This window comes from Streptomyces sp. NPDC007162 (genome assembly GCF_040634175.1).
Classification (GTDB): Bacteria; Actinomycetota; Actinomycetes; order Streptomycetales; family Streptomycetaceae; genus Streptomyces.
Genome location: NZ_JBEYFC010000035.1, coordinates 15228 through 31917, shown reverse-complemented (window position 1 = coordinate 31917; position 16690 = coordinate 15228). Strand labels below are relative to the sequence as shown.

Below are 16690 nucleotides of genomic sequence, written 5' to 3'. Positions count from 1 at the left end.
GGCCCGCCAGTACGCCACCTACTGCCGCGACCACGGCGACAACAAGCTCTACCGGATCGCCTCGGGCAGCCTGGCGGCGGTCAGCCCTTGCGGGTGTTGACCTCGTCGGTGAGCTGGGGGACGACGTCGAAGAGGTCGCCGACCACTCCGAAGTCGACCAGCTCGAAGATCGGGGCCTCGGCGTCCTTGTTGACGGCCACGATCGTCTTGGAGGTCTGCATGCCCGCGCGGTGCTGGATGGCGCCGGAGATGCCGTTGGCGATGTACAGCTGCGGGGAGACCGACTTGCCGGTCTGGCCGACCTGGTTGGTGTGCGGGTACCAGCCGGCGTCGACGGCGGCGCGCGAGGCGCCGACGGCCGCGCCGAGGGAGTCGGCGAGGGCCTCGATGATCGCGAAGTTCTCGGCGCCGTTGACGCCGCGGCCGCCGGAGACCACGATCGCGGCCTCGGTCAGCTCCGGACGCCCGGTCGACTCACGCGGGGTACGGCCGGTCACCTTGGTGCCGGTCGCCTTGTCCGAGAACGTCACGTCCAGGGCCTCGACCGTACCGGCGGCCGGGGCGGCCTCGACAGCGGCACTGTTGGGCTTGACCGTGATGACCGGCGTGCCCTTGGAGATGCGGGACTTGGTGGTGAAGGACGCGGCGAACACCGACTGGGTCGCCACCGGACCCTCGTCGCCGGCCTCCAGGTCGACGGCGTCGGTGATGATGCCCGAACCGATCCGCAGCGCCAGACGCGCGGCGATCTCCTTGCCCTCGGCGGAGGACGGGACCAGCACGGCGGCCGGGGACACGGCGGCGACGGCGGCCTGCAGCGCTTCCACCTTCGGCACGACCAGGTAGTCGGCGTACTCGGACGCCTCGTGGGTCAGCACGCGGGTCGCGCCGTGCTCGGCCAGCGCGGCGGCGGTGTCGGCGGCGCCGTTGCCCAGCGCGACCGCGACGGGCTCGCCGACACGGCGGGCCAGGGTCAGAAGCTCCAGGGTGGGCTTGCGGACGGCACCGTCCACGTGATCGACGTAGACGAGGACTTCAGCCATGGGATTGCTCTCCTGCGAAACGAAGTTGAGGGGCGGTCAGCGACGGCTGGGCTCAGATGAACTTCTGGCCCGCGAGGAACTCGGCGAGCTGCTTGCCGCCCTCGCCCTCGTCCTTGACGATCGTGCCCGCGGTACGGGCCGGACGCGCGGCGGCGTCCTCGACCTTGGTCCAGGCGCCCTCCAGGCCGACCTCCTCCGCCTCGATGTCGAGGTCGGACAGGTCCCAGGACTCGACCGGCTTCTTCTTGGCCGCCATGATGCCCTTGAAGGACGGGTAGCGCGCCTCACCCGACTGGTCGGTCACCGACACGACCGCCGGCAGGGAGGCCTCCAGCTGCTCGGAGGCGGCGTCGCCGTCCCGGCGGCCCTTGACCGTGCCGTCCTCGACCGAGACCTCGGAGAGCAGGGTGACCTGCGGGACGCCGAGGCGCTCGGCCAGCAGCGCCGGCACGACGCCCATCGTGCCGTCGGTGGAGGCCATACCGGAGACCACCAGGTCGAAGCCGGCCTTCTCGATCGCCTTCGCCAGCACCAGCGAGGTGCCGATCGCGTCGGTTCCGTGCAGGTCGTCGTCCTCGACGTGGATCGCCTTGTCCGCGCCCATCGACAGCGCCTTGCGCAGCGCGTCCTTGGCGTCCTCCGGACCCACGGTCAGGACGGTGACCTCGACGTCGTCGTCCGAGTTCTCCGAGATCTGCAGCGCCTGTTCGACCGCGTACTCGTCCAGCTCGGAGAGCAGACCGTCCACGTCGTCACGGTCGACGGTCAGGTCATCGGCGAAGTGCCGGTCGCCAGTGGCGTCGGGCACGTACTTCACAGTGACAACGATCCTCAGGCTCACGCCGGCTCTCCTACTGCATCGTCTTTTCTGGGCTGCCTCTTGCAGGCAGCATAGGCTCCTGAAGCGGCCGATCCCGGTCGGGGCGGCCGCGCGCTCCGAACGAAATATTACTCGTCAGTACACCTAGTTCGTTCCCGCTAAGCAAGCGCTTTGAACTGTGACCTTCGCAACGCAGCGTAACCGGAACTCGACGGCTTCGCAGGCCGGGGCCGGGTGATCAATCCCGCAGACCGCTGAAGCCGCCCTGGTGGTAGAGGAGCGGTCGGCCGGCCCGGGAGGGATCACCGAGAACCACCTCGGCCACCACGATGCGATGGTCCCCGGCCGGGACACGGGCGACGATCCGGCACACCAGCCAGACCAGGACATCGTCGAGGACCGGGACACCCGCGTGCCCCTCCCGCCAGCCGGTGGACGCCCCGAAGCGGTCGGCGCCGCTGCGCGCGAAGGTGGCCGCGAGCTCCGCCTGGTGCTCGCCGAGGATGTGGACGCCGATGTGCTCGGCGGTCGATATCGCGGGCCAGCTGGAGGCGCCCGTGCCGACGCCGAAGGAGAGCATCGGCGGCTCGGCGGAGACGGACACCAGGGAGGTCGCGGTGAAGCCGACCGGGCCGTCGGCGCCGGGTGCGGTGATCACCGCGACGCCGGCCGCGTGCCGCCGGAAGGCGGAGCGGAGCAGGTCGGGAGAGGCGAGCTGGGGCGTGCCGAGGTCGGGCGTGGCCGTCATGGAGTTTTCCTTCTGCGGGAGGCGGTCTTCGGGGCCGGGGCTGCTCAACAGCCCGGACAGCGCGCGCTCGCGGTGCGTGCCAGGTCCACGTGGACCCGTCCGAAGAGAAGGAGTTCCTGAGGCATACGGTCAGGCTGACGATAGGTGGTGCGCCCAGTCAAGTACGTTCCGGTATATGGGAGCTGCCTCACCGTCATCGGCATGCCCGTCAGACCGCCTCTCCCAGCGCCGCGATGACGTCCGCCCTGCGGGGCTGTCCAGTGGCCCGGCGCACCACCCGCCCCTGCGCGTCGAGCACCAGTACGGTGGGCGTCTTGAGGATCTCCAGCTCGCGCACGAGGTCGAGATGCGCCTCCGCGTCGATCTCGACGTGGGCCACCCCGGGGACCATCCCTGCGACCTCGTCCAGGACCCGCCGGGTGGCCCGGCAGGGGGCGCAGAACGCGCTGGAGAACTGCACCAGCGTGGCCCGCTCGCCCAGTTCGCCGCCGAGTTCGGCCGCTCCGAGCCGCTTTCCCTCGTCCCGCCCGCGCACCCGCACCCTCCCGCTCCGCCGCTTGTGCAGCACTCCGTAGACGCTCGCCGCCGCGAGCACCGCCACGCACACCACCAGTCCGGTCACCATCCGCACAGGTTGGCACGCGACGGCTCGTCACCGGCAGCAGCGTTCACACGATTGCAAAGATTCCCGGGCCCCACCGCGGGCGCCGGGGCGGAATCCTTGGTTCATGGACATCGACGCACGTGGGCCGCGGTTCGGCGCGGCCCTGACGACGGTCGTGCTGGCCGTCGCACTGATCACCCGCAGCCCCTGGATCCTGGCCTGGCAGACGCTGGCGTTCGCGTTCGGCGCGGCCGGCGGGGTGGGCCGCTCACCGTACGGCTGGGTCTTCCGGACGGCCGTACGCCCCAGGATCGCTCCCCCGACGGAGTTCGAGGCGCCGGAGCCGCCGCGGTTCGCGCAGGCGGTGGGGCTGGTCTTCGCCGGGCTGGGTCTGGTCGGATTCACCCTCGGCCCCGAGTGGTTGGGGCCGGCGGCGACCGGGGCCGCGCTCGCCGCGGCTTTCCTGAACGCGGCGTTCGGATACTGCCTGGGATGCGAGATGTTCCTGCTCATGCGGAGGCTGACGGTACGCGCAGAGTAAAGAAAAGTTAAAAGTACGAGGTGGATCACTAGGCCAACGTGACGAGGATCTCGCCGCTCCCCGGCACCAGGGCTGGCTCCCCGTCCGTTCTTCGGGCACGATCTGCGAGACGCCGTAAAACCTACGGCTGCGTAACTTACCGCCGGGAGCCCCTTTCCCAGGCAGAGCAGAAAGGGTCCGCCCCACCCATGGCAGAGCTGGTCTACCGTCCCGTCATCGGTTTCGCCAAGACGCTGTTCAAGGTCTGGGACCTGAAGATCGACTGCCAGGGCTCGGAGAACATCCCACGCTCGGGCGGTGCGGTGCTGGTGAGCAATCACATCAGCTATCTCGACTTCGTCTTCGACGGCCTGGCGGCGCTGCCGCAGAAGCGCCTGGTGCGGTTCATGGCGAAGGAGTCGGTCTTCCGGCACCGCATCTCGGGTCCGCTGATGCGCGGGATGAAACACATCCCGGTGGACCGCGCGCAGGGCGAGACGGCGTACCAGCACGCGCTCGACTCGCTGAAGTCCGGTGAGATCGTGGGGGTCTTCCCGGAGGCGACCATCTCCCAGTCCTTCACGCTGAAGAGCTTCAAGTCGGGCGCCGCCCGCCTCGCCCAGGAGGCCGGGGTCCCGCTCGTGCCGATGGCACTGTGGGGCACCCAGCGCATCTGGACCAAGGGCCAGCCGCGCAACTTCAAGCGCAACCACCTCCCCGTCACCATCCGCGTCGGCGAGCCGGTCGAGGCGCCCCGTGACCAGTACGCCGGCGCCATCACCCGCCGGCTGCGCGGTCGCGTCCAGGAGCTGCTGGACGCCGCCCAGCGCGCCTACCCGGCCCGCCCGAAGGACACCACGGACACCTGGTGGCTCCCGGCCCACCTGGGCGGCACCGCCCCCACCCCGGAGCAGCTGAAGGCAGCCGAGGCCATCTGAGCCCCGCCCCACCGGCTCGGCCCGCATCCCGTAGCCAAGGGCCCACCCGGAACCGTCCGCCGGTGAGCCCGGCATGCGACGGGTCTCTGTACGTGTGACGACGGCGGCAGGCCGGCGCGCACCCTGGCGGCGCGCCGTCCCGCCGGCGTCCGGGTGTTCGGGAGCCCTCGAGTGCGCGTCGCTCGGCATCGCCCGCGGTCGTCACCAAGCTTCCTGCCCCGCGGCCTGCTCCAGGCGCATGCCGTCCGCGGCGGGCCGGCCGGCCGTGCGGGCACATCGTCGGGCACCTGGGCGCGGGTGCCGTCCGCCCCGCGTCAGAGCGCGGTGGGCAGCGTCTTCCAGAGGTATGCGCGGTCGGGTGCCGCTTTGAGTGCGCCGAGCACGGCCGGGTGCGGTTCGGCGTACAGGAGCGGATAGTCCACCTCGCCACGCTCCCGGTCGGGGGCCCAGGCCAGCCGCTCGCCGTCGAGCGAGAAGCGGGCGTCGACGCCCGGCTTGTTGCCGCGCGGGTCCTGCCGGTGCCAGGCGCCGTTGAAGCGGACGGCGACCAGACCGTGCACCGCCCAGCCTTCGCCGTCGTCGTGCGCCAGCCGCTGGTAGCACAGGGCCGCGGGGATGTCCTCGGCCCGCAGCAGCGCGGCGAGGGCATGGGCCTTGGCGTAGCAGACACCCGTGCGCCGCTCCAGTACGTCCGAGGCGCGCCAGGTGACCCGGGGGTCGCCGGAATCGGCGGAGTGCGGGATCGCGTCCCGTACGAACTCGTACGCCGCCAGCGCATAGGTATACGAGTCCACCACCTCGACCGCCAGCCTCGCGGCCGCCTCGCGGACCACCGGATGGTGGTGATCGATCGCCTCGTCGGCGCCCAGATATGCGGACAGGTCGGCGTTGTTCTGGATCGGCTCCATGGCCGCACAGCATAGAAACGCGATCACCCGAACGTCAATGACTTTTCAGGTGACCGCATATCTATGCATCTACTGGCGTGCCATCTCCTCCTTGAGCGCCGCCACGAACGCGTCCACGTCGTCCTCTGTCGTGTCGAAGGCGCACATCCAGCGCACGTCGCCGGCGGCCTCGTCCCAGAAGTAGAACCGGAACCGCTTCTGCAGGCGCAGGCTCACGTCGTGCGGGAGCCGGGCGAAGACTCCGTTGGCCTGCACCGGGTACAGGATCTCCACGCCGTGCACGGCGCGGACGCCCTCGGCGAGCCGCTGGGCCATCTCGTTGGCGTGCCGGGCGTTGCGCAGCCACAGGTCCCTGGCGAGCAGCGCCTCCAGCTGCACCGACACGAAGCGCATCTTCGAGGCGAGCTGCATGGACAGCTTGCGCAGGTGCTTCATGTGGCTGACCGCGTCCTGGTTGATCACCACCACCGCCTCGCCGAACACGGCGCCGTTCTTGGTGCCGCCCAGGGAGAGGATGTCCACGCCGACGGCGTTGGTGAACGTGCGCATCGGCACGTCCAGGGAGGCCGCCGCGTTGGCTATCCGGGAGCCGTCCAGGTGCACCTTCATGCCGTGCGCGTGGGCGTGCTCGCAGATCGCGCGGATCTCGTCCGGGGTGTACAGGGTGCCCAGCTCGGTGCTCTGGGTGATGGACACGGCCTGCGGCATCGCCCGGTGCTCGTCGTCCCAGCCGTACGCCTGCCGGTCGATGAGCTCCGGGGTGAGCTTGCCGTCCGGGGTGGGCACGGTGAGCAGTTTGAGGCCGCCCATGCGCTCGGGGGCGCCGCCCTCGTCGACGTTGATGTGCGCGCTCTCGGCGCAGATCACCGCGCCCCAGCGGTCGGTGACCGCCTGGAGCGCGACGACGTTCGCCCCGGTGCCGTTGAACACCGGGAAGGCCTCGGCGGTGGCCCCGAAGTGGCTGCGGATGATCCGCTGGAGGTTCTCGGTGTACTCGTCGTCGCCGTACGCCACCTGGTGGCCGCCGTTGGCGAGTGCCATCGCGGCCAGCACCTCGGGGTGCGCACCCGCGTAGTTGTCACTGGCGAAACCGCGGACCTGCGGGTCGTGGTGGCGACGCGCGTCGGTCTTCGGAGGGTTCACGGCTTCTCGGTCAGCCACAGACGGTTTCCGTTCACTTCGGCGGCGGACTTGCTCCAGACGCCCTCGATGGCCTCGGCCAGGTCCTTGACGTCGGTGAAGCCCGCGAACTTCGCGTTGGGCCGCTCGGCGCGCATCGCGTCGTGCACCAACGCCTTCACCACCAGGATGGCAGCGGCGGAGGTCGGCCCCTCGGGCCCCCCGGCCTTGCGGAAGAAGTCGGCCAGGGCGAGCGTCCACGCCTCGGCGGCGGCCTTGCCCGCGGCGTACGCGGCGTTGCCCGCGGTGGGCCTGCTCGCGGCGGCCGCGCTGATCAGGACGTACCTGCCGCGCTCGCTGCGCTGCAGCGCCTCGTGGAAGGCGAGGGAGGTGTGCTGGACGGTCTTGACGAGCAGCAGCTCCAGGAAGTCCCAGTCGTCCAGGCTGGTCTTGGTGAAGGTCTCGCTGCCCCGCCAGCCGCCGACCAGGTGCACGAGGCCGTCGACGCGGCCGAAGTCCTTCTCGACGTGGGTGGCCCAGTCCCGGGTGGACTGGAGGTCGAGCAGGTCGACCGTGTCCCCGATGACGCTGGCGCCGCCGGACGCGTACCGGGCCGCGTCCACGGCCTCCGACAGCCGCTGCGGGTCGTTGTCCGCCGCTACGACGGTCGCACCCGCCTCCGCCAGACGCAGCAGCGTCGCCCGTCCCGCGGGGCCGCCCGCGCCCGCCACCGCGATCACCGCACCACTGAGAGACCCGTTGCCCACCATGTGCTTCCCCTCTTGAGCAGAGTTCCGCGACCGCTCGCTCACGCGGCGACCGGCTCGGCGCTGTCCGCGGTGATGCCCTTGGTCTCGGCGATCACGTTCTTCAGTTTCTTGGACAGGGCCTCGTAGAACATGCTCAGCGGAAACTCGTCCGGAAGCACGTCGTCCACGAGCTTGCGGGGCGGCAGGCTCAGGTCCAGGGCCTCGGGGCCCTTGGCCCACTTGGAGCCCGGGTGCGGAGCGAGGTAGGTGGCGACGAGCTCGTAGCCGGCGAACCAGTGGACGAGCTTCGGACGGTCGATGCCGTCCTTGTACAGCTTCTCGATCTCGGCGCACAGCTCGTTGGTGACGAGCGGGGCACGCTCCCAGTCGATGGCGAGCTTGTTGTCGGTCCAGCGGACCACGTCGTGCTTGTGCAGGTAGGCGAAGAGCAGCTGGCCGCCGAGGCCGTCGTAGTTGCGGACCCGGTCGCCGGTGACCGGGAAGCGGAACATGCGGTCGAAGAGCACCGCGTACTGCACGTCACGGGCCTGCGGGACGCCGTCGGCCGCCAGCTTGACGGCCTCCTTGAAGGCGGTGAGGTCGCAGCGCAGCTCCTCCAGGCCGTACATCCAGAACGGCTGGCGCTGCTTGATCATGAACGGGTCGAACGGCAGGTCTCCGTGGCTGTGGGTGCGGTCGTGCACCATGTCCCACAGCACGAAGGCCTCCTCACAGCGCTTCTGGTCGTGGACCATGGCGGCGATGTCCTCGGGCAGGTTCAGGCCCAGGATGCCGACGGCGGCGTCGGTGACCCGGCGGAACCGGGCGGCCTCGCGGTCGCAGAAGATGCCACCCCAGGAGAATCGTTCCGGCGCCTCGCGCACGGCGATGGTCTCGGGGAAGAGGACGGCGGAGTTGGTGTCGTAGCCGGCCGTGAAGTCCTCGAACTTGATGCCGCAGAACAGCGGGTTGTCGTAGCGGGTGCGCTCGAGCTCAGCCAGCCAGTCCGGCCAGACCATGCGCAGCACGACCGCCTCGAGGTTGCGGTCCGGGTTGCCGTTCTGCGTGTACATCGGGAAGACGACCAGGTGCTGGAGGCCGTCCGCACGGCCCGCGGCGGGCTGGAAGGCCAGCAGCGAGTCCAGGAAGTCGGGCACCTGGAAACCACCGTCGGCCCAGACGCGGAGGTCACGGACCAGGGCCCGGTGGTACTCGGCGTCGTGCGGCAGCAGCGGCGACAGCTCCTCGACGGCGTCGATCACGACGTCCACGGCCCGCCCGGCATCCATCCGCCCCGGCGCGCCCTCGGCGTCGAAGTCGATGGACCCGTCCTTGGACTGCCATGGCCGGATCCGCTCCACGGCATTCTTGAGCACGGGCCACGCCGGGTGCTCGACCACCCTGGTCACGGGAGGAACCTGCTCCTCCGAGCCCACCTGCACAAGAACTTCCGTCATGATCCATCCTCCACGGGAGATGCTTCCGTCAGGACACCGTATGCATATGAGGTTTCTCCCAGCAAGGGGGCCCTCGGGAAATTATCCTGCGCCACCGCACCTTCACCGCGCTTTTTCCTGTGCGAAACCGTGAATGCAGTCACATCCACGACGGCAGGTGAGGGTGCGTCAGCTCCTGGGCACCGCATGGATCCGGCCGGTCAATGCACGGGGCAACGCGCCCACCCCCGGGTGACCGCCAGTGGGGTCACGGACCAGACACCGCGCGCCCGGCGCTCCAATCCCCCCGTGTACATACGGGTTCATCGTGACGGGCGGCCATTAGGCTGCGCCCAGCCGCGTGGACAGCGACGTCCCGTCGTACGGTCCGCGCGCACCCCCACCGCCGCCGTCGACGGAAGCGAGATGAATCTTGAACTTCCTTACCATCGGTCATCGCGGAGTCATGGGCGTCGAGCCCGAGAACACCCTCCGTTCCTTCGTCGCCGCGCAGCAGGCCGGCCTCGACCTGATCGAACTCGATCTGCACCTCAGCAAGGACGGCGCCCTGGTCGTCATGCACGACGCCGAGGTGGACCGCACGACCGACGGCGCCGGCCCGATCGCCGAGAAGACCCTTGAGGAACTGCGCGCCCTCGACGCGGGCCGGGGCGAACGGGTGCCGGTGTTCGAGGAAGTCCTGGAGGCGGTGCAGTCCCCGCTCCAGGCCGAGATCAAGGACGTCGCGGCGGCCCGCGCGCTGGCCGAGGTCATGCAGCGGCGGGACCTGGTGTCCCGGGTGGAGGTGTCCTCGTTCCACGACGAGGCCGTCGCCGAGATCGCCAGACTGGTGCCGGGGGTACGGACCGCGCTGATCGCCAGCCGGTACGGCACCGACGTGGTGGAGCGGGCCCGGGAGGCGGGGGCGGCCACCCTCTGCCTCAACATCCGGCGGCTGACCCTGGAGGTCGTCGAGCACGCCCGCAAGGCGGACCTGCGGGTGATCGGCTGGGTGGTGAACACCCAGGACCAGCTGCGGCTGGTCCGCGCCCTCCAGCTGGACGGCGCGACCACCGACTACCCGGAGATCAAGCGCACCGCCCGCTTCACCGCCTGAGGGTCCGACCGCCTGCGGGTCTGAGGGTCACACCAGGGGCTTGACCAGCAACTCGAACCGCAGATCGGCGCGCAGCGGGACACCGAAGCGCTCGTCGCCGTACGGGAACGGGGTCATCTCTCCCGTACGGCGGTAGCCGCGCCGCTCGTACCAGGCGATCAGGTCCTCGCGGACGGAGATCACCGTCATGTGCATCTCCGTGGCGCCCCAGTCCTCCCGGGCCCGGCGCTCCGCCTCGGCGATGACGGCCTTGCCGAGACCGGCACCCTGGAGGGCGGGGCTGACCGCGAACATACCGAAGTAGGCGTGGGTGCCGCGGTGTTCGAGCTGGCAACAGGCGACGACCCGGCCGTCCCGCTCGACGGTGAGCAGTTCGCTGTCCGGCGACTTGATCACCTGGAGGACGCCCTCGGGGTCGGTCCGCTGCCCGTCCAGGATGTCCGCCTCGGTGGTCCAGCCGGCCCGGCTCGCGTCACCCCGGTAGGCCGACTCGATCAGCGCGACCAGCACGTCCACGTCAGAGTCGGTGGCGGCGCGGAAGGCCAGTACGGCGGGGGCGTTGTCCATGGGCTCCATGGGCGGGTTCTCCGATCTCGGGCGCGGTGAGCCAGGGACGAGCCTAACGCCGCCGGTCGGCTCCCGGTTTCCGGGATCGTCCGCAGCCCGGCACTACGCTCCGGTCCCATGGTGCACGTACTCAGCAGCCGTACCCTGGTCCACCCCACCGACCCCGAGCGCTCCCGTGCCTTCTACGGCGAGCAGCTCGGCCTCCCCGTCTACCGCGAGTTCGGCACGGGACCGGAGCGGGGCACGGTCTATTTCCTGGGCGGCGGATTCCTGGAGGTCTCCGGGCGCTCGGACGCCGCCGCCGCTCCGGCCGTGCAGTTGTGGCTCCAGGTCGCGGACGCCGCGGCGGCGCACGAGGAGCTGGTGGCGAAGGGCGTCGAGATCGTACGGCCGCCGGTACGTGAGCCATGGGGCCTGGTCGAGATGTGGATCACGGACCCGGACGGCATCAGGATCGTGCTGGTGGAGGTACCGGCCGACCACCCGCTGCGCTACCGGCCGGGGATCTGACCGCGGGGTCTTCCCGACGGCGACAGCAAGCGTCGAGGGGCCCGCCGCACCGGTGCCTCAGGCCCGCAGCGCGCCCATCCTGCCCTCCAGCCGGCCCAGCAACTCGGCGAGCAGTCCGGCGAGTTCGCCCTGGCCCTGCGGGGCGAGCACGGACAGGACGGCCGTCTCGTAGCCGAGCTGCTCGGGCAGGACGCCGTCGACGAGTGCACGGCCCGCGTCGGTGAGCCGGAGGTGGGCGACCCGGCGGTCCCGGGCGTCGCCGCGCCGCTCGACCAGGCCGCGCTCGGTGAGCTGCTTGAGGCGTTTGGTGACGGCGGCGCCGGAGGAGAAGGTCTCCTTGGCGAGTTCGCTCGGGGTCAGCTCGTGACCGGTGCGGCGCAACGCGCCGAGCAGGTCGAACTCGGGGCGGCTGAGGCCCGCCCGGCGCAGTGGGGCGTCCTCGGCCTGCTGGAGGAGGGCGGCGCAGCGGTTGATCCGGCCGATCACCTCCATGGGCCCGGTGTCCAGGTCGGGATGGACGGACCGCCACTGCCGGACGACCGCGGCGACGGTGTCGTCCCGGCCCGCGATCCCGGCCGAGCCCCGTGCGCCCTCGCCGACCGCGCTCCCTGCCCCGCCCCCTGCCGCGTCCCTCCCCGTCGCGCTGTCGGCCGCCGGTCGTCCGTTGGTCGCCGTCATGGCCGTACGTCCTCCGTAGTCCTCGTGCCGTCCCAGGTGTGCGGTTCCTGGCGTCGTACCGTCGCGGCGAGCGTACGGTGTCCGGACTGTTCGGCGAGCACGACCCGCTCCTGGGGCAGCGCGCGTTGCCACCACTCGCCGGAGGCGGCGTCGGCCGTGGCGCGCAGTTCGGCGAGGGCGGCGGACAGGGTGCGCCGGGCGGTTTCCAGGGCGCGGGGTGCCGGCCGCGGCTCGGCGAGCAGGCGGGCGGCCTGTTCCCGGGCCCGTTCGACGGCGGACAGCGCGTGTTCCATGCGGTCGCCGGCCCGGCGGTTGGTGACGGCGACCGCCGTGCCGAAGCCGACGAGCGCGCCGACCAGGGTGTCTACGACCCGTTCGGTGATCAGCTGTCCCGCGTCCTGGGTGCGGGCGAACTCGGTGACGAGCAGGGCCATGGGGGTGACGCAGACGCTGCCGAGCCAGTAGTTGCGTCCGATCAGCGCCTCGGCACCGAAGTTGAAGGCGAGACAGCACAGCACCAGGGCGGCCGGGTGCAGATGGGCGAGCGGTACGACGGCGGCGAAGACGAGGACGCCGAGGACGTTGCCGACGACACGCTGGACGCCCCGGCTCCAGGTGAGGGTGACGTTGGCCTGGTAGAGGGAGGCGGCGGTGACCAGCGCCCAGTAGGGGCGGCCGACTCCGAGGGCCAGGGAGGCGTAACCGGCGAGGGCGCAGCCGAGCGCGGTGCGGGCGGCGAGCGGGGCGAGCGGACCCAGTCGGTGCCACAACGGGCGGTGTGGCGCGGCGAGTTCGGCGTCGAGGCCGAGGAGTTCGTCGTCGGCCCCGGCCACCCGGGGGACGCGCCCGGTGCCGCGCAGGGCGCGGGCCCAGTCGCGCAGCGGCGCCGGGTCGGCGTCGGCGGGGGCGGCGAGGGCGACCTCGGCGCGGACGACGAGGTGTTCGAGGGCTCGGCGGGTGCGGTCGGTACGGGCGCCGGTGGCCAGCAGAGACTGCCAGGCGGCCTGAACGGCGGCTGCCGCGGCGGCACCGGCCTTCGCGTGGCCGTCTGCGGTTGCGCGCGTGTCGGCGTAGGCGGCGGTGGCGTTGAGGGCGTGGGCGGTGGCCCGGCGCTCGGGACCGTGCGGGCGCAACAGCCCGGGTGCCATGCCGACCAGCCAGGCCCAGGCGCCCGTCGCCAGGGCCAGCGCGACATGGCCGGGGACCTGGCCGAGGGTCCCCGGGGCGAACAGCGAGGCGGAGCTGATGAAGGTGAGGACCACGTTCCCGGGCGGGCCGACGCGGGTGGCGTCGCAGAGGGCCTTCTGCACCGCGGCCAGGAGGGCACCGACGGTGACCAGGACGACCGCGTTCGTGGTGAGCGAGGCGGTGGTGAGGGCCAGGGCCAGCCCGGCGACCATCCCGAGGATCACCCCGGCCAGCGTGCGGGCGCGGGCGGGATAGGGGCGGTTGTGGCCGTAGAGGGCGCACAGCGATCCGGCCATCGTGTACATCGCCAGGTCGAGGCGGCCGAGGGCGAGCAGGGCCAGGTTGGGCGGGGCGACCGCGGCGACCACGCTGAAGGCGGGCTTGAACCAGATGTCGGAGGGCCGGCCGAGGCGCAGCACTCCGGCGAGGGGAAGGGGACGGGTCGCGGTGCTCATACCACCAATTTAGCATGTGTTTTACTCGTAAAGCACTTTCGAACCCCTGCTCACCTGCTGCGCTCCGCCGAACGCTCCCCGTGTACATCCTTGCGCTGGCGTGCGCGCTGCCCGGCCGGGGCATCGCATCCAACGATGCGACGTCGAGCGGGGAGGTGCGCGTGCACGGACCGGCTTCGCCCGGCTGGCTGCTGGTCGCGCTGTGCGCGGCGACCGGGGCCTACTGTCTGCTGCGGATGCGCAGCAGCGTCGAGGCACAGCGGCGCGCCGCGGGCGGCGAGGCGCTGATGGGGTTCGGCATGGCCGCGATGGCCGTGCCCCCGGGCGTTTTCACCCCGCCGGCGTGGGCCTGGCCGCTGTACGCGGCGGTGTTCGGCGCGGCGGCGGTGCGCGCGCTGTGGAGCGCCCGCAGCAGCCCGCACCATCTGCACCACCTGGTGGGGGCCGCGGCGATGGTCTACATGGCGGTCGTGATGGCGGCCTCCCCCGGCGGCCACCACCACGGCGGCTCCGGAGTCCCGCTGCTGACCGGGGTGCTGCTGCTCTACTTCACCGGTTACGTCCTGCTGGCCGGGGCACGGCTGGTGCCCGGCGCGGTGGCGGCCGCCGGAGCCGGGGCGGCCGGCTGGGGCGACCGGCCCGAACTGGCGCGCGCGTGCCGCTTGTCGATGGGGATCGGCATGGTGGCGATGCTGCTGACACTGTGAGGAAGTGACGGCTCTCGCGCCCCAAACGTTGCTTGCGTCACTTTGGCGCAATGGGCGGTATCCCTGTGCGGTTTCCCGCTCATAGGGTGCTGGCCATGATGGTCCCTGTGGCACTGCTGCTGCTCGGCGCCCTGACCGGCGTCGTCGGCCCGCGGCTGCTCGCCCGCGCCGACTGGACGGAACGGGAGCCGGTGGTCGCCCTGTGGGTGTGGCAGTGCGTGGTGGCGGCCGTGCTGCTGTGCTGCGCGCTGTCGATGACGCTGAGCGCGGCGGCGGCCTGGCAGGTGGTGCGAGGGCACCTGTTCGCGACCGCCCCGCACGGGGTGGCGGACGCCTATCCGCTCGGTACGACCGGGCCGTGGGCAGCGGCGACCGCGGTGGCCCTCGCCTGTGCGGGGCTGTGGAGCGGGGCGATGCTGCTGCGCGAAGTGCTGCGGGCCAGGGCCCGGCGGCGCCGTCGGCGGGCCGAACTCCTGGTGGAGGCACCGCTGTTGCCCGGCGAGGAACCGGCCGGCGGCCGGCTCGTCGTCCTCGAGGGCGAGCGCGCCGACGCCTGGTGGCTGTCCGGCCCGGCGCCTCGACTCGTCGTCACGACAGCCGCGTTGCGGCGGCTGAAGGGTCGCAGGCTGGACGCGGTGCTCGCCCATGAACAGGGGCACGCACAGGCCCGGCACGACTGGCTGCTGCACTGCTCGGCCGCGCTGGCGGACGGGTTCCCGCAGGTCCCGGTGTTCGCCGCGTTTCGCGAGGAGATGCACCGCCTGGTCGAACTGGCCGCCGACGACATGGCCTCCCGGCGGCACGGCCGCCTCACCACCGCGCTCGCCCTGGTCGAACTGAACGAGGACCGGGGCGTGTTCGGCCCCGGACCCCACCCGCACGCCCATGTCCCGCAACGCGTCCACCGGTTGCTCACCGCCCCCGACCGGCTCCCCGCCCGGCACCGGTTGCGGCTGACCGCGACGGCCACCCTGGTGCCGGTGATCCCCGTGCTGGTGGCGCTCGTACCGGGCCTGCGTGCGCTCGGGTAAAGCGTCGTCCCGCAGGAGAATTGGCCTTCGGGCAATGATTCGGCAAAGATCACGCCATGCCACCCGCACCCGGCGACCGTCCCGCCCCGCTTCTCGCGACCGCCGTTCTGGCCCTGTCCTCGGCGCTGCTGCTCGCCCTCGTCGCCGGCGAGTGGCCGCCGCTGGTCGCGGTCGACGAGAGCATCGCCGGCACCACCCACCGCTGGGCCGTGGCGGACCGGGACACCACCCATGTGCTGCGCATCCTCGCGGACTGGGTCTGGGACCCGCTGACCATGCGCCTGCTCTGCGCGGCCGTCGCGGTGTGGCTGGTGTGGCGGCACTCGGCCTGGTGGACCGCGCTGTGGCTGGCCCTGACCTGCGCGCTGGGCACGGTCGCCCAGCAGTCCCTCAAGGCCGCCGTCGGCCGCCCGCGCCCGCAGTGGCCGGACCCGGTCGACTCGGCGCACTACGCCGCGTTCCCCTCCGGTCACACGATGACCGCGACGGTGGTCTGCGGTCTGCTGCTGTGGCTGCTGCACCGCTGCGGCACCGGCCGTGCGGTGTGGCGTACGGCGCTGGTGGTGGCCTGGGTGTCGGTCACCGGCGTCGGTGTGGCCCGGGTCTGGCTCGGTGTGCACTGGCCCTCGGACGTGCTCGGCGGCTGGCTGCTCGGCGCCCTGGTGGTGGCCCTGGCGGTGCTGGCGTACGAGTGGGAGCGCGGCGGCCGGGGGCGTGCGTAGCCGCCGCCGTCGGTAGAGTCCGGCGCATGACTGCCGTGCTCTTCGACTTCTCCGGAACCCTCTTCCGTATCGAGTCCACCGAATCCTGGCTGCGGGCCGTGCTCGCCACAGCCCACATCGGTTGTCCAGAAGAGGAGTTGCTGGGCGCCGCCCGGGCGCTGGAGGAGGCCGGGGCACAGCCCGGCGGGGCGAACCCGGTCGCGCTGCCCGAGGAACTGGCCGGGATGTGGGCGGTACGGGACGAGAGCGCGCAACTGCACCGGGCCGCCTACACCGGCCTGTCCCGGCGGGTGAAGCTGCCGGATGCGGCCCTGCACGACGCGCTCTACGAGCGGCACATGACACCGGCGGCCTGGACACCGTACCCGGACACCGAGGAGGTGCTGCGCACGCTGCGTGCGCACGGCGTCGCCATCGGCGTGATCAGCAACATCGGCTGGGACCTGCGCCCGGTCTTCCGCGCGCACGGGCTCGACGCGTACGTGGACGCGTACGTGCTGTCCTGCGAGCACGGGATCCAGAAGCCGGACCCGCGCCTCTTCACGGTCGCCCTGGAGGCTCTCGGGGCCGAGCCCGCCGGGACGGTGATGGTCGGGGACAGCAGGCACGCCGACGGCGGGGCGGCGGTGCTCGGGTGCCGCGTGCACTTCGTGGACCATCTGCCGGTGGACGAGCGGCCGGACGCGCTGCTGCCGGTCCTCGATCTGGTGGGCGTGGCCCGCCGACCGGCCACGCCCACACAGGCCTGACCTGCCGCGCGTCCGCCCGAGACGCTCCCCCGTGTCGCCCCGGACGGACGGCAGCCCTGACCCGGCGCCGCGCAGTGCGGC

The 16690-nt window shown here is 71.9% G+C and carries 19 protein-coding genes; 8 read left to right on the top strand and 11 right to left on the bottom strand.

Features of this window, described 5'->3' with window-relative positions; genetic code table 11:
- Positions 1–80 precede the first annotated feature (80 nt).
- The 4 genes from ABZ646_RS06755 to ABZ646_RS06740 all read right to left on the bottom strand — a co-directional run bounded on the left by ABZ646_RS06755 (position 81) and on the right by ABZ646_RS06740 (position 3233).
- Entirely contained in the window at positions 81–1043 is a 963-nt protein-coding gene (locus tag ABZ646_RS06755) for an electron transfer flavoprotein subunit alpha/FixB family protein (protein WP_360513668.1), read from the bottom strand.
- A 52-nt stretch (positions 1044–1095) separates the two neighbouring features.
- Complete coding sequence (locus ABZ646_RS06750) at positions 1096–1884, bottom strand: electron transfer flavoprotein subunit beta/FixA family protein (RefSeq protein WP_360513666.1); 789 nt, start codon at positions 1882–1884, stop codon at positions 1096–1098.
- A 217-nt stretch (positions 1885–2101) separates the two neighbouring features.
- A complete protein-coding gene (locus ABZ646_RS06745) occupies positions 2102–2611 on the bottom strand; it encodes a flavin reductase family protein (protein WP_360513665.1) in 510 nt (169 codons plus the stop codon).
- A gap of 208 nt (positions 2612–2819) precedes the next feature.
- On the bottom strand, positions 2820–3233 hold the full coding sequence (locus ABZ646_RS06740) for a thioredoxin family protein (protein ID WP_360513674.1): 414 nt from the start codon (positions 3231–3233) through the stop codon (positions 2820–2822).
- 106 nt (positions 3234–3339) lie between these two features.
- Here ABZ646_RS06740 and ABZ646_RS06735 point away from each other — a divergent pair, with 106 nt between their 5' ends.
- Entirely contained in the window at positions 3340–3756 is a 417-nt protein-coding gene (locus tag ABZ646_RS06735; RefSeq protein ID WP_360513663.1) for a DUF4395 domain-containing protein, read from the top strand.
- A gap of 188 nt (positions 3757–3944) precedes the next feature.
- Positions 3945–4673, top strand: a complete 729-nt coding sequence (locus ABZ646_RS06730; RefSeq protein WP_360513661.1) for a lysophospholipid acyltransferase family protein — start codon at positions 3945–3947, stop codon at positions 4671–4673.
- Between the two features lie 314 nt (positions 4674–4987).
- Here the strand turns inward: ABZ646_RS06730 and ABZ646_RS06725 are convergent, their stop codons facing one another.
- The 4 genes from ABZ646_RS06725 to ABZ646_RS06710 form a co-directional block, all read right to left on the bottom strand.
- A complete protein-coding gene (locus tag ABZ646_RS06725) occupies positions 4988–5581 on the bottom strand; it encodes a transglutaminase family protein (RefSeq protein WP_360513659.1) in 594 nt (197 codons plus the stop codon).
- A gap of 69 nt (positions 5582–5650) precedes the next feature.
- Positions 5651–6724, bottom strand: a complete 1074-nt coding sequence (locus ABZ646_RS06720; RefSeq protein WP_360513657.1) for a low specificity L-threonine aldolase — start codon at positions 6722–6724, stop codon at positions 5651–5653.
- The gene (locus tag ABZ646_RS06715; protein ID WP_360513672.1) at positions 6721–7467 is read right to left on the bottom strand and encodes an SDR family NAD(P)-dependent oxidoreductase; all 747 of its coding nucleotides are present in this window, start codon (positions 7465–7467) and stop codon (positions 6721–6723) included. Before ABZ646_RS06715 ends, ABZ646_RS06720 begins: the two co-directional genes overlap by 4 nt.
- Before the next feature lie 41 nt (positions 7468–7508).
- Entirely contained in the window at positions 7509–8906 is a 1398-nt protein-coding gene (locus ABZ646_RS06710) for a DUF6421 family protein (RefSeq protein WP_360513655.1), read from the bottom strand.
- A 412-nt stretch (positions 8907–9318) separates the two neighbouring features.
- Here ABZ646_RS06710 and ABZ646_RS06705 point away from each other — a divergent pair, with 412 nt between their 5' ends.
- The gene (locus tag ABZ646_RS06705; RefSeq protein ID WP_360513653.1) at positions 9319–10002 is read left to right on the top strand and encodes a glycerophosphodiester phosphodiesterase family protein; all 684 of its coding nucleotides are present in this window, start codon (positions 9319–9321) and stop codon (positions 10000–10002) included.
- A gap of 27 nt (positions 10003–10029) precedes the next feature.
- Here the strand turns inward: ABZ646_RS06705 and ABZ646_RS06700 are convergent, their stop codons facing one another.
- Positions 10030–10569 carry a GNAT family N-acetyltransferase gene (locus ABZ646_RS06700; RefSeq protein WP_360513651.1) on the bottom strand — a complete coding sequence of 180 codons (540 nt, stop codon included), beginning with the start codon at positions 10567–10569 and terminating at the stop codon, positions 10030–10032.
- 117 nt (positions 10570–10686) lie between these two features.
- Between ABZ646_RS06700 and ABZ646_RS06695 the strand changes: the two genes are divergently transcribed.
- A complete protein-coding gene (locus ABZ646_RS06695) occupies positions 10687–11079 on the top strand; it encodes a VOC family protein (protein WP_360513649.1) in 393 nt (130 codons plus the stop codon).
- 57 nt (positions 11080–11136) lie between these two features.
- Here ABZ646_RS06695 and ABZ646_RS06690 read toward each other — a convergent pair whose 3' ends face one another.
- Together ABZ646_RS06690 and ABZ646_RS06685 are read right to left on the bottom strand one after the other, a co-directional pair.
- Complete coding sequence (locus ABZ646_RS06690) at positions 11137–11757, bottom strand: MarR family transcriptional regulator (protein WP_360513647.1); 621 nt, start codon at positions 11755–11757, stop codon at positions 11137–11139.
- Entirely contained in the window at positions 11754–13400 is a 1647-nt protein-coding gene (locus tag ABZ646_RS06685; protein WP_360513645.1) for an FUSC family protein, read from the bottom strand. Before ABZ646_RS06685 ends, ABZ646_RS06690 begins: the two co-directional genes overlap by 4 nt.
- A gap of 161 nt (positions 13401–13561) precedes the next feature.
- Between ABZ646_RS06685 and ABZ646_RS06680 the strand changes: the two genes are divergently transcribed.
- The 4 genes from ABZ646_RS06680 (at position 13562) to ABZ646_RS06665 (ending at position 16609) form a co-directional block, all read left to right on the top strand.
- Positions 13562–14107, top strand: coding sequence for a DUF5134 domain-containing protein (locus tag ABZ646_RS06680; protein ID WP_360513643.1), 546 nt, complete (start codon positions 13562–13564; stop codon positions 14105–14107).
- A gap of 95 nt (positions 14108–14202) precedes the next feature.
- Complete coding sequence (locus ABZ646_RS06675; protein ID WP_360513641.1) at positions 14203–15138, top strand: M56 family metallopeptidase; 936 nt, start codon at positions 14203–14205, stop codon at positions 15136–15138.
- Between the two features lie 56 nt (positions 15139–15194).
- Positions 15195–15860 carry a phosphatase PAP2 family protein gene (locus ABZ646_RS06670; protein ID WP_360513639.1) on the top strand — a complete coding sequence of 222 codons (666 nt, stop codon included), beginning with the start codon at positions 15195–15197 and terminating at the stop codon, positions 15858–15860.
- Positions 15861–15886: 26 nt separating this feature from the next.
- Positions 15887–16609 carry an HAD-IA family hydrolase gene (locus tag ABZ646_RS06665; protein WP_360513637.1) on the top strand — a complete coding sequence of 241 codons (723 nt, stop codon included), beginning with the start codon at positions 15887–15889 and terminating at the stop codon, positions 16607–16609.
- Positions 16610–16690: the final 81 nt, after the last annotated feature.

What these genes read in the sequence shown, in the direction of transcription:
- ABZ646_RS06725 (WP_360513659.1), bottom strand. Translation starts at nt 5,581, where the DNA reads ATGGAGCCGATCCAGAACAACGCCGACCTGTCCGCATATCTGGGCGCC.
- ABZ646_RS06695 (WP_360513649.1), top strand. Translation starts at nt 10,687, where the DNA reads ATGGTGCACGTACTCAGCAGCCGTACCCTGGTCCACCCCACCGACCCC.
- ABZ646_RS06690 (WP_360513647.1), bottom strand. Translation starts at nt 11,757, where the DNA reads ATGACGGCGACCAACGGACGACCGGCGGCCGACAGCGCGACGGGGAGG.
- ABZ646_RS06730 (WP_360513661.1), top strand. Translation starts at nt 3,945, where the DNA reads ATGGCAGAGCTGGTCTACCGTCCCGTCATCGGTTTCGCCAAGACGCTG.
- ABZ646_RS06665 (WP_360513637.1), top strand. Translation starts at nt 15,887, where the DNA reads ATGACTGCCGTGCTCTTCGACTTCTCCGGAACCCTCTTCCGTATCGAG.
- ABZ646_RS06685 (WP_360513645.1), bottom strand. Translation starts at nt 13,400, where the DNA reads ATGAGCACCGCGACCCGTCCCCTTCCCCTCGCCGGAGTGCTGCGCCTC.
- ABZ646_RS06675 (WP_360513641.1), top strand. Translation starts at nt 14,203, where the DNA reads ATGATGGTCCCTGTGGCACTGCTGCTGCTCGGCGCCCTGACCGGCGTC.
- ABZ646_RS06710 (WP_360513655.1), bottom strand. Translation starts at nt 8,906, where the DNA reads ATGACGGAAGTTCTTGTGCAGGTGGGCTCGGAGGAGCAGGTTCCTCCC.
- ABZ646_RS06745 (WP_360513665.1), bottom strand. Translation starts at nt 2,611, where the DNA reads ATGACGGCCACGCCCGACCTCGGCACGCCCCAGCTCGCCTCTCCCGAC.
- ABZ646_RS06670 (WP_360513639.1), top strand. Translation starts at nt 15,195, where the DNA reads ATGCCACCCGCACCCGGCGACCGTCCCGCCCCGCTTCTCGCGACCGCC.
- ABZ646_RS06735 (WP_360513663.1), top strand. Translation starts at nt 3,340, where the DNA reads ATGGACATCGACGCACGTGGGCCGCGGTTCGGCGCGGCCCTGACGACG.
- ABZ646_RS06755 (WP_360513668.1), bottom strand. Translation starts at nt 1,043, where the DNA reads ATGGCTGAAGTCCTCGTCTACGTCGATCACGTGGACGGTGCCGTCCGC.
- ABZ646_RS06700 (WP_360513651.1), bottom strand. Translation starts at nt 10,569, where the DNA reads ATGGACAACGCCCCCGCCGTACTGGCCTTCCGCGCCGCCACCGACTCT.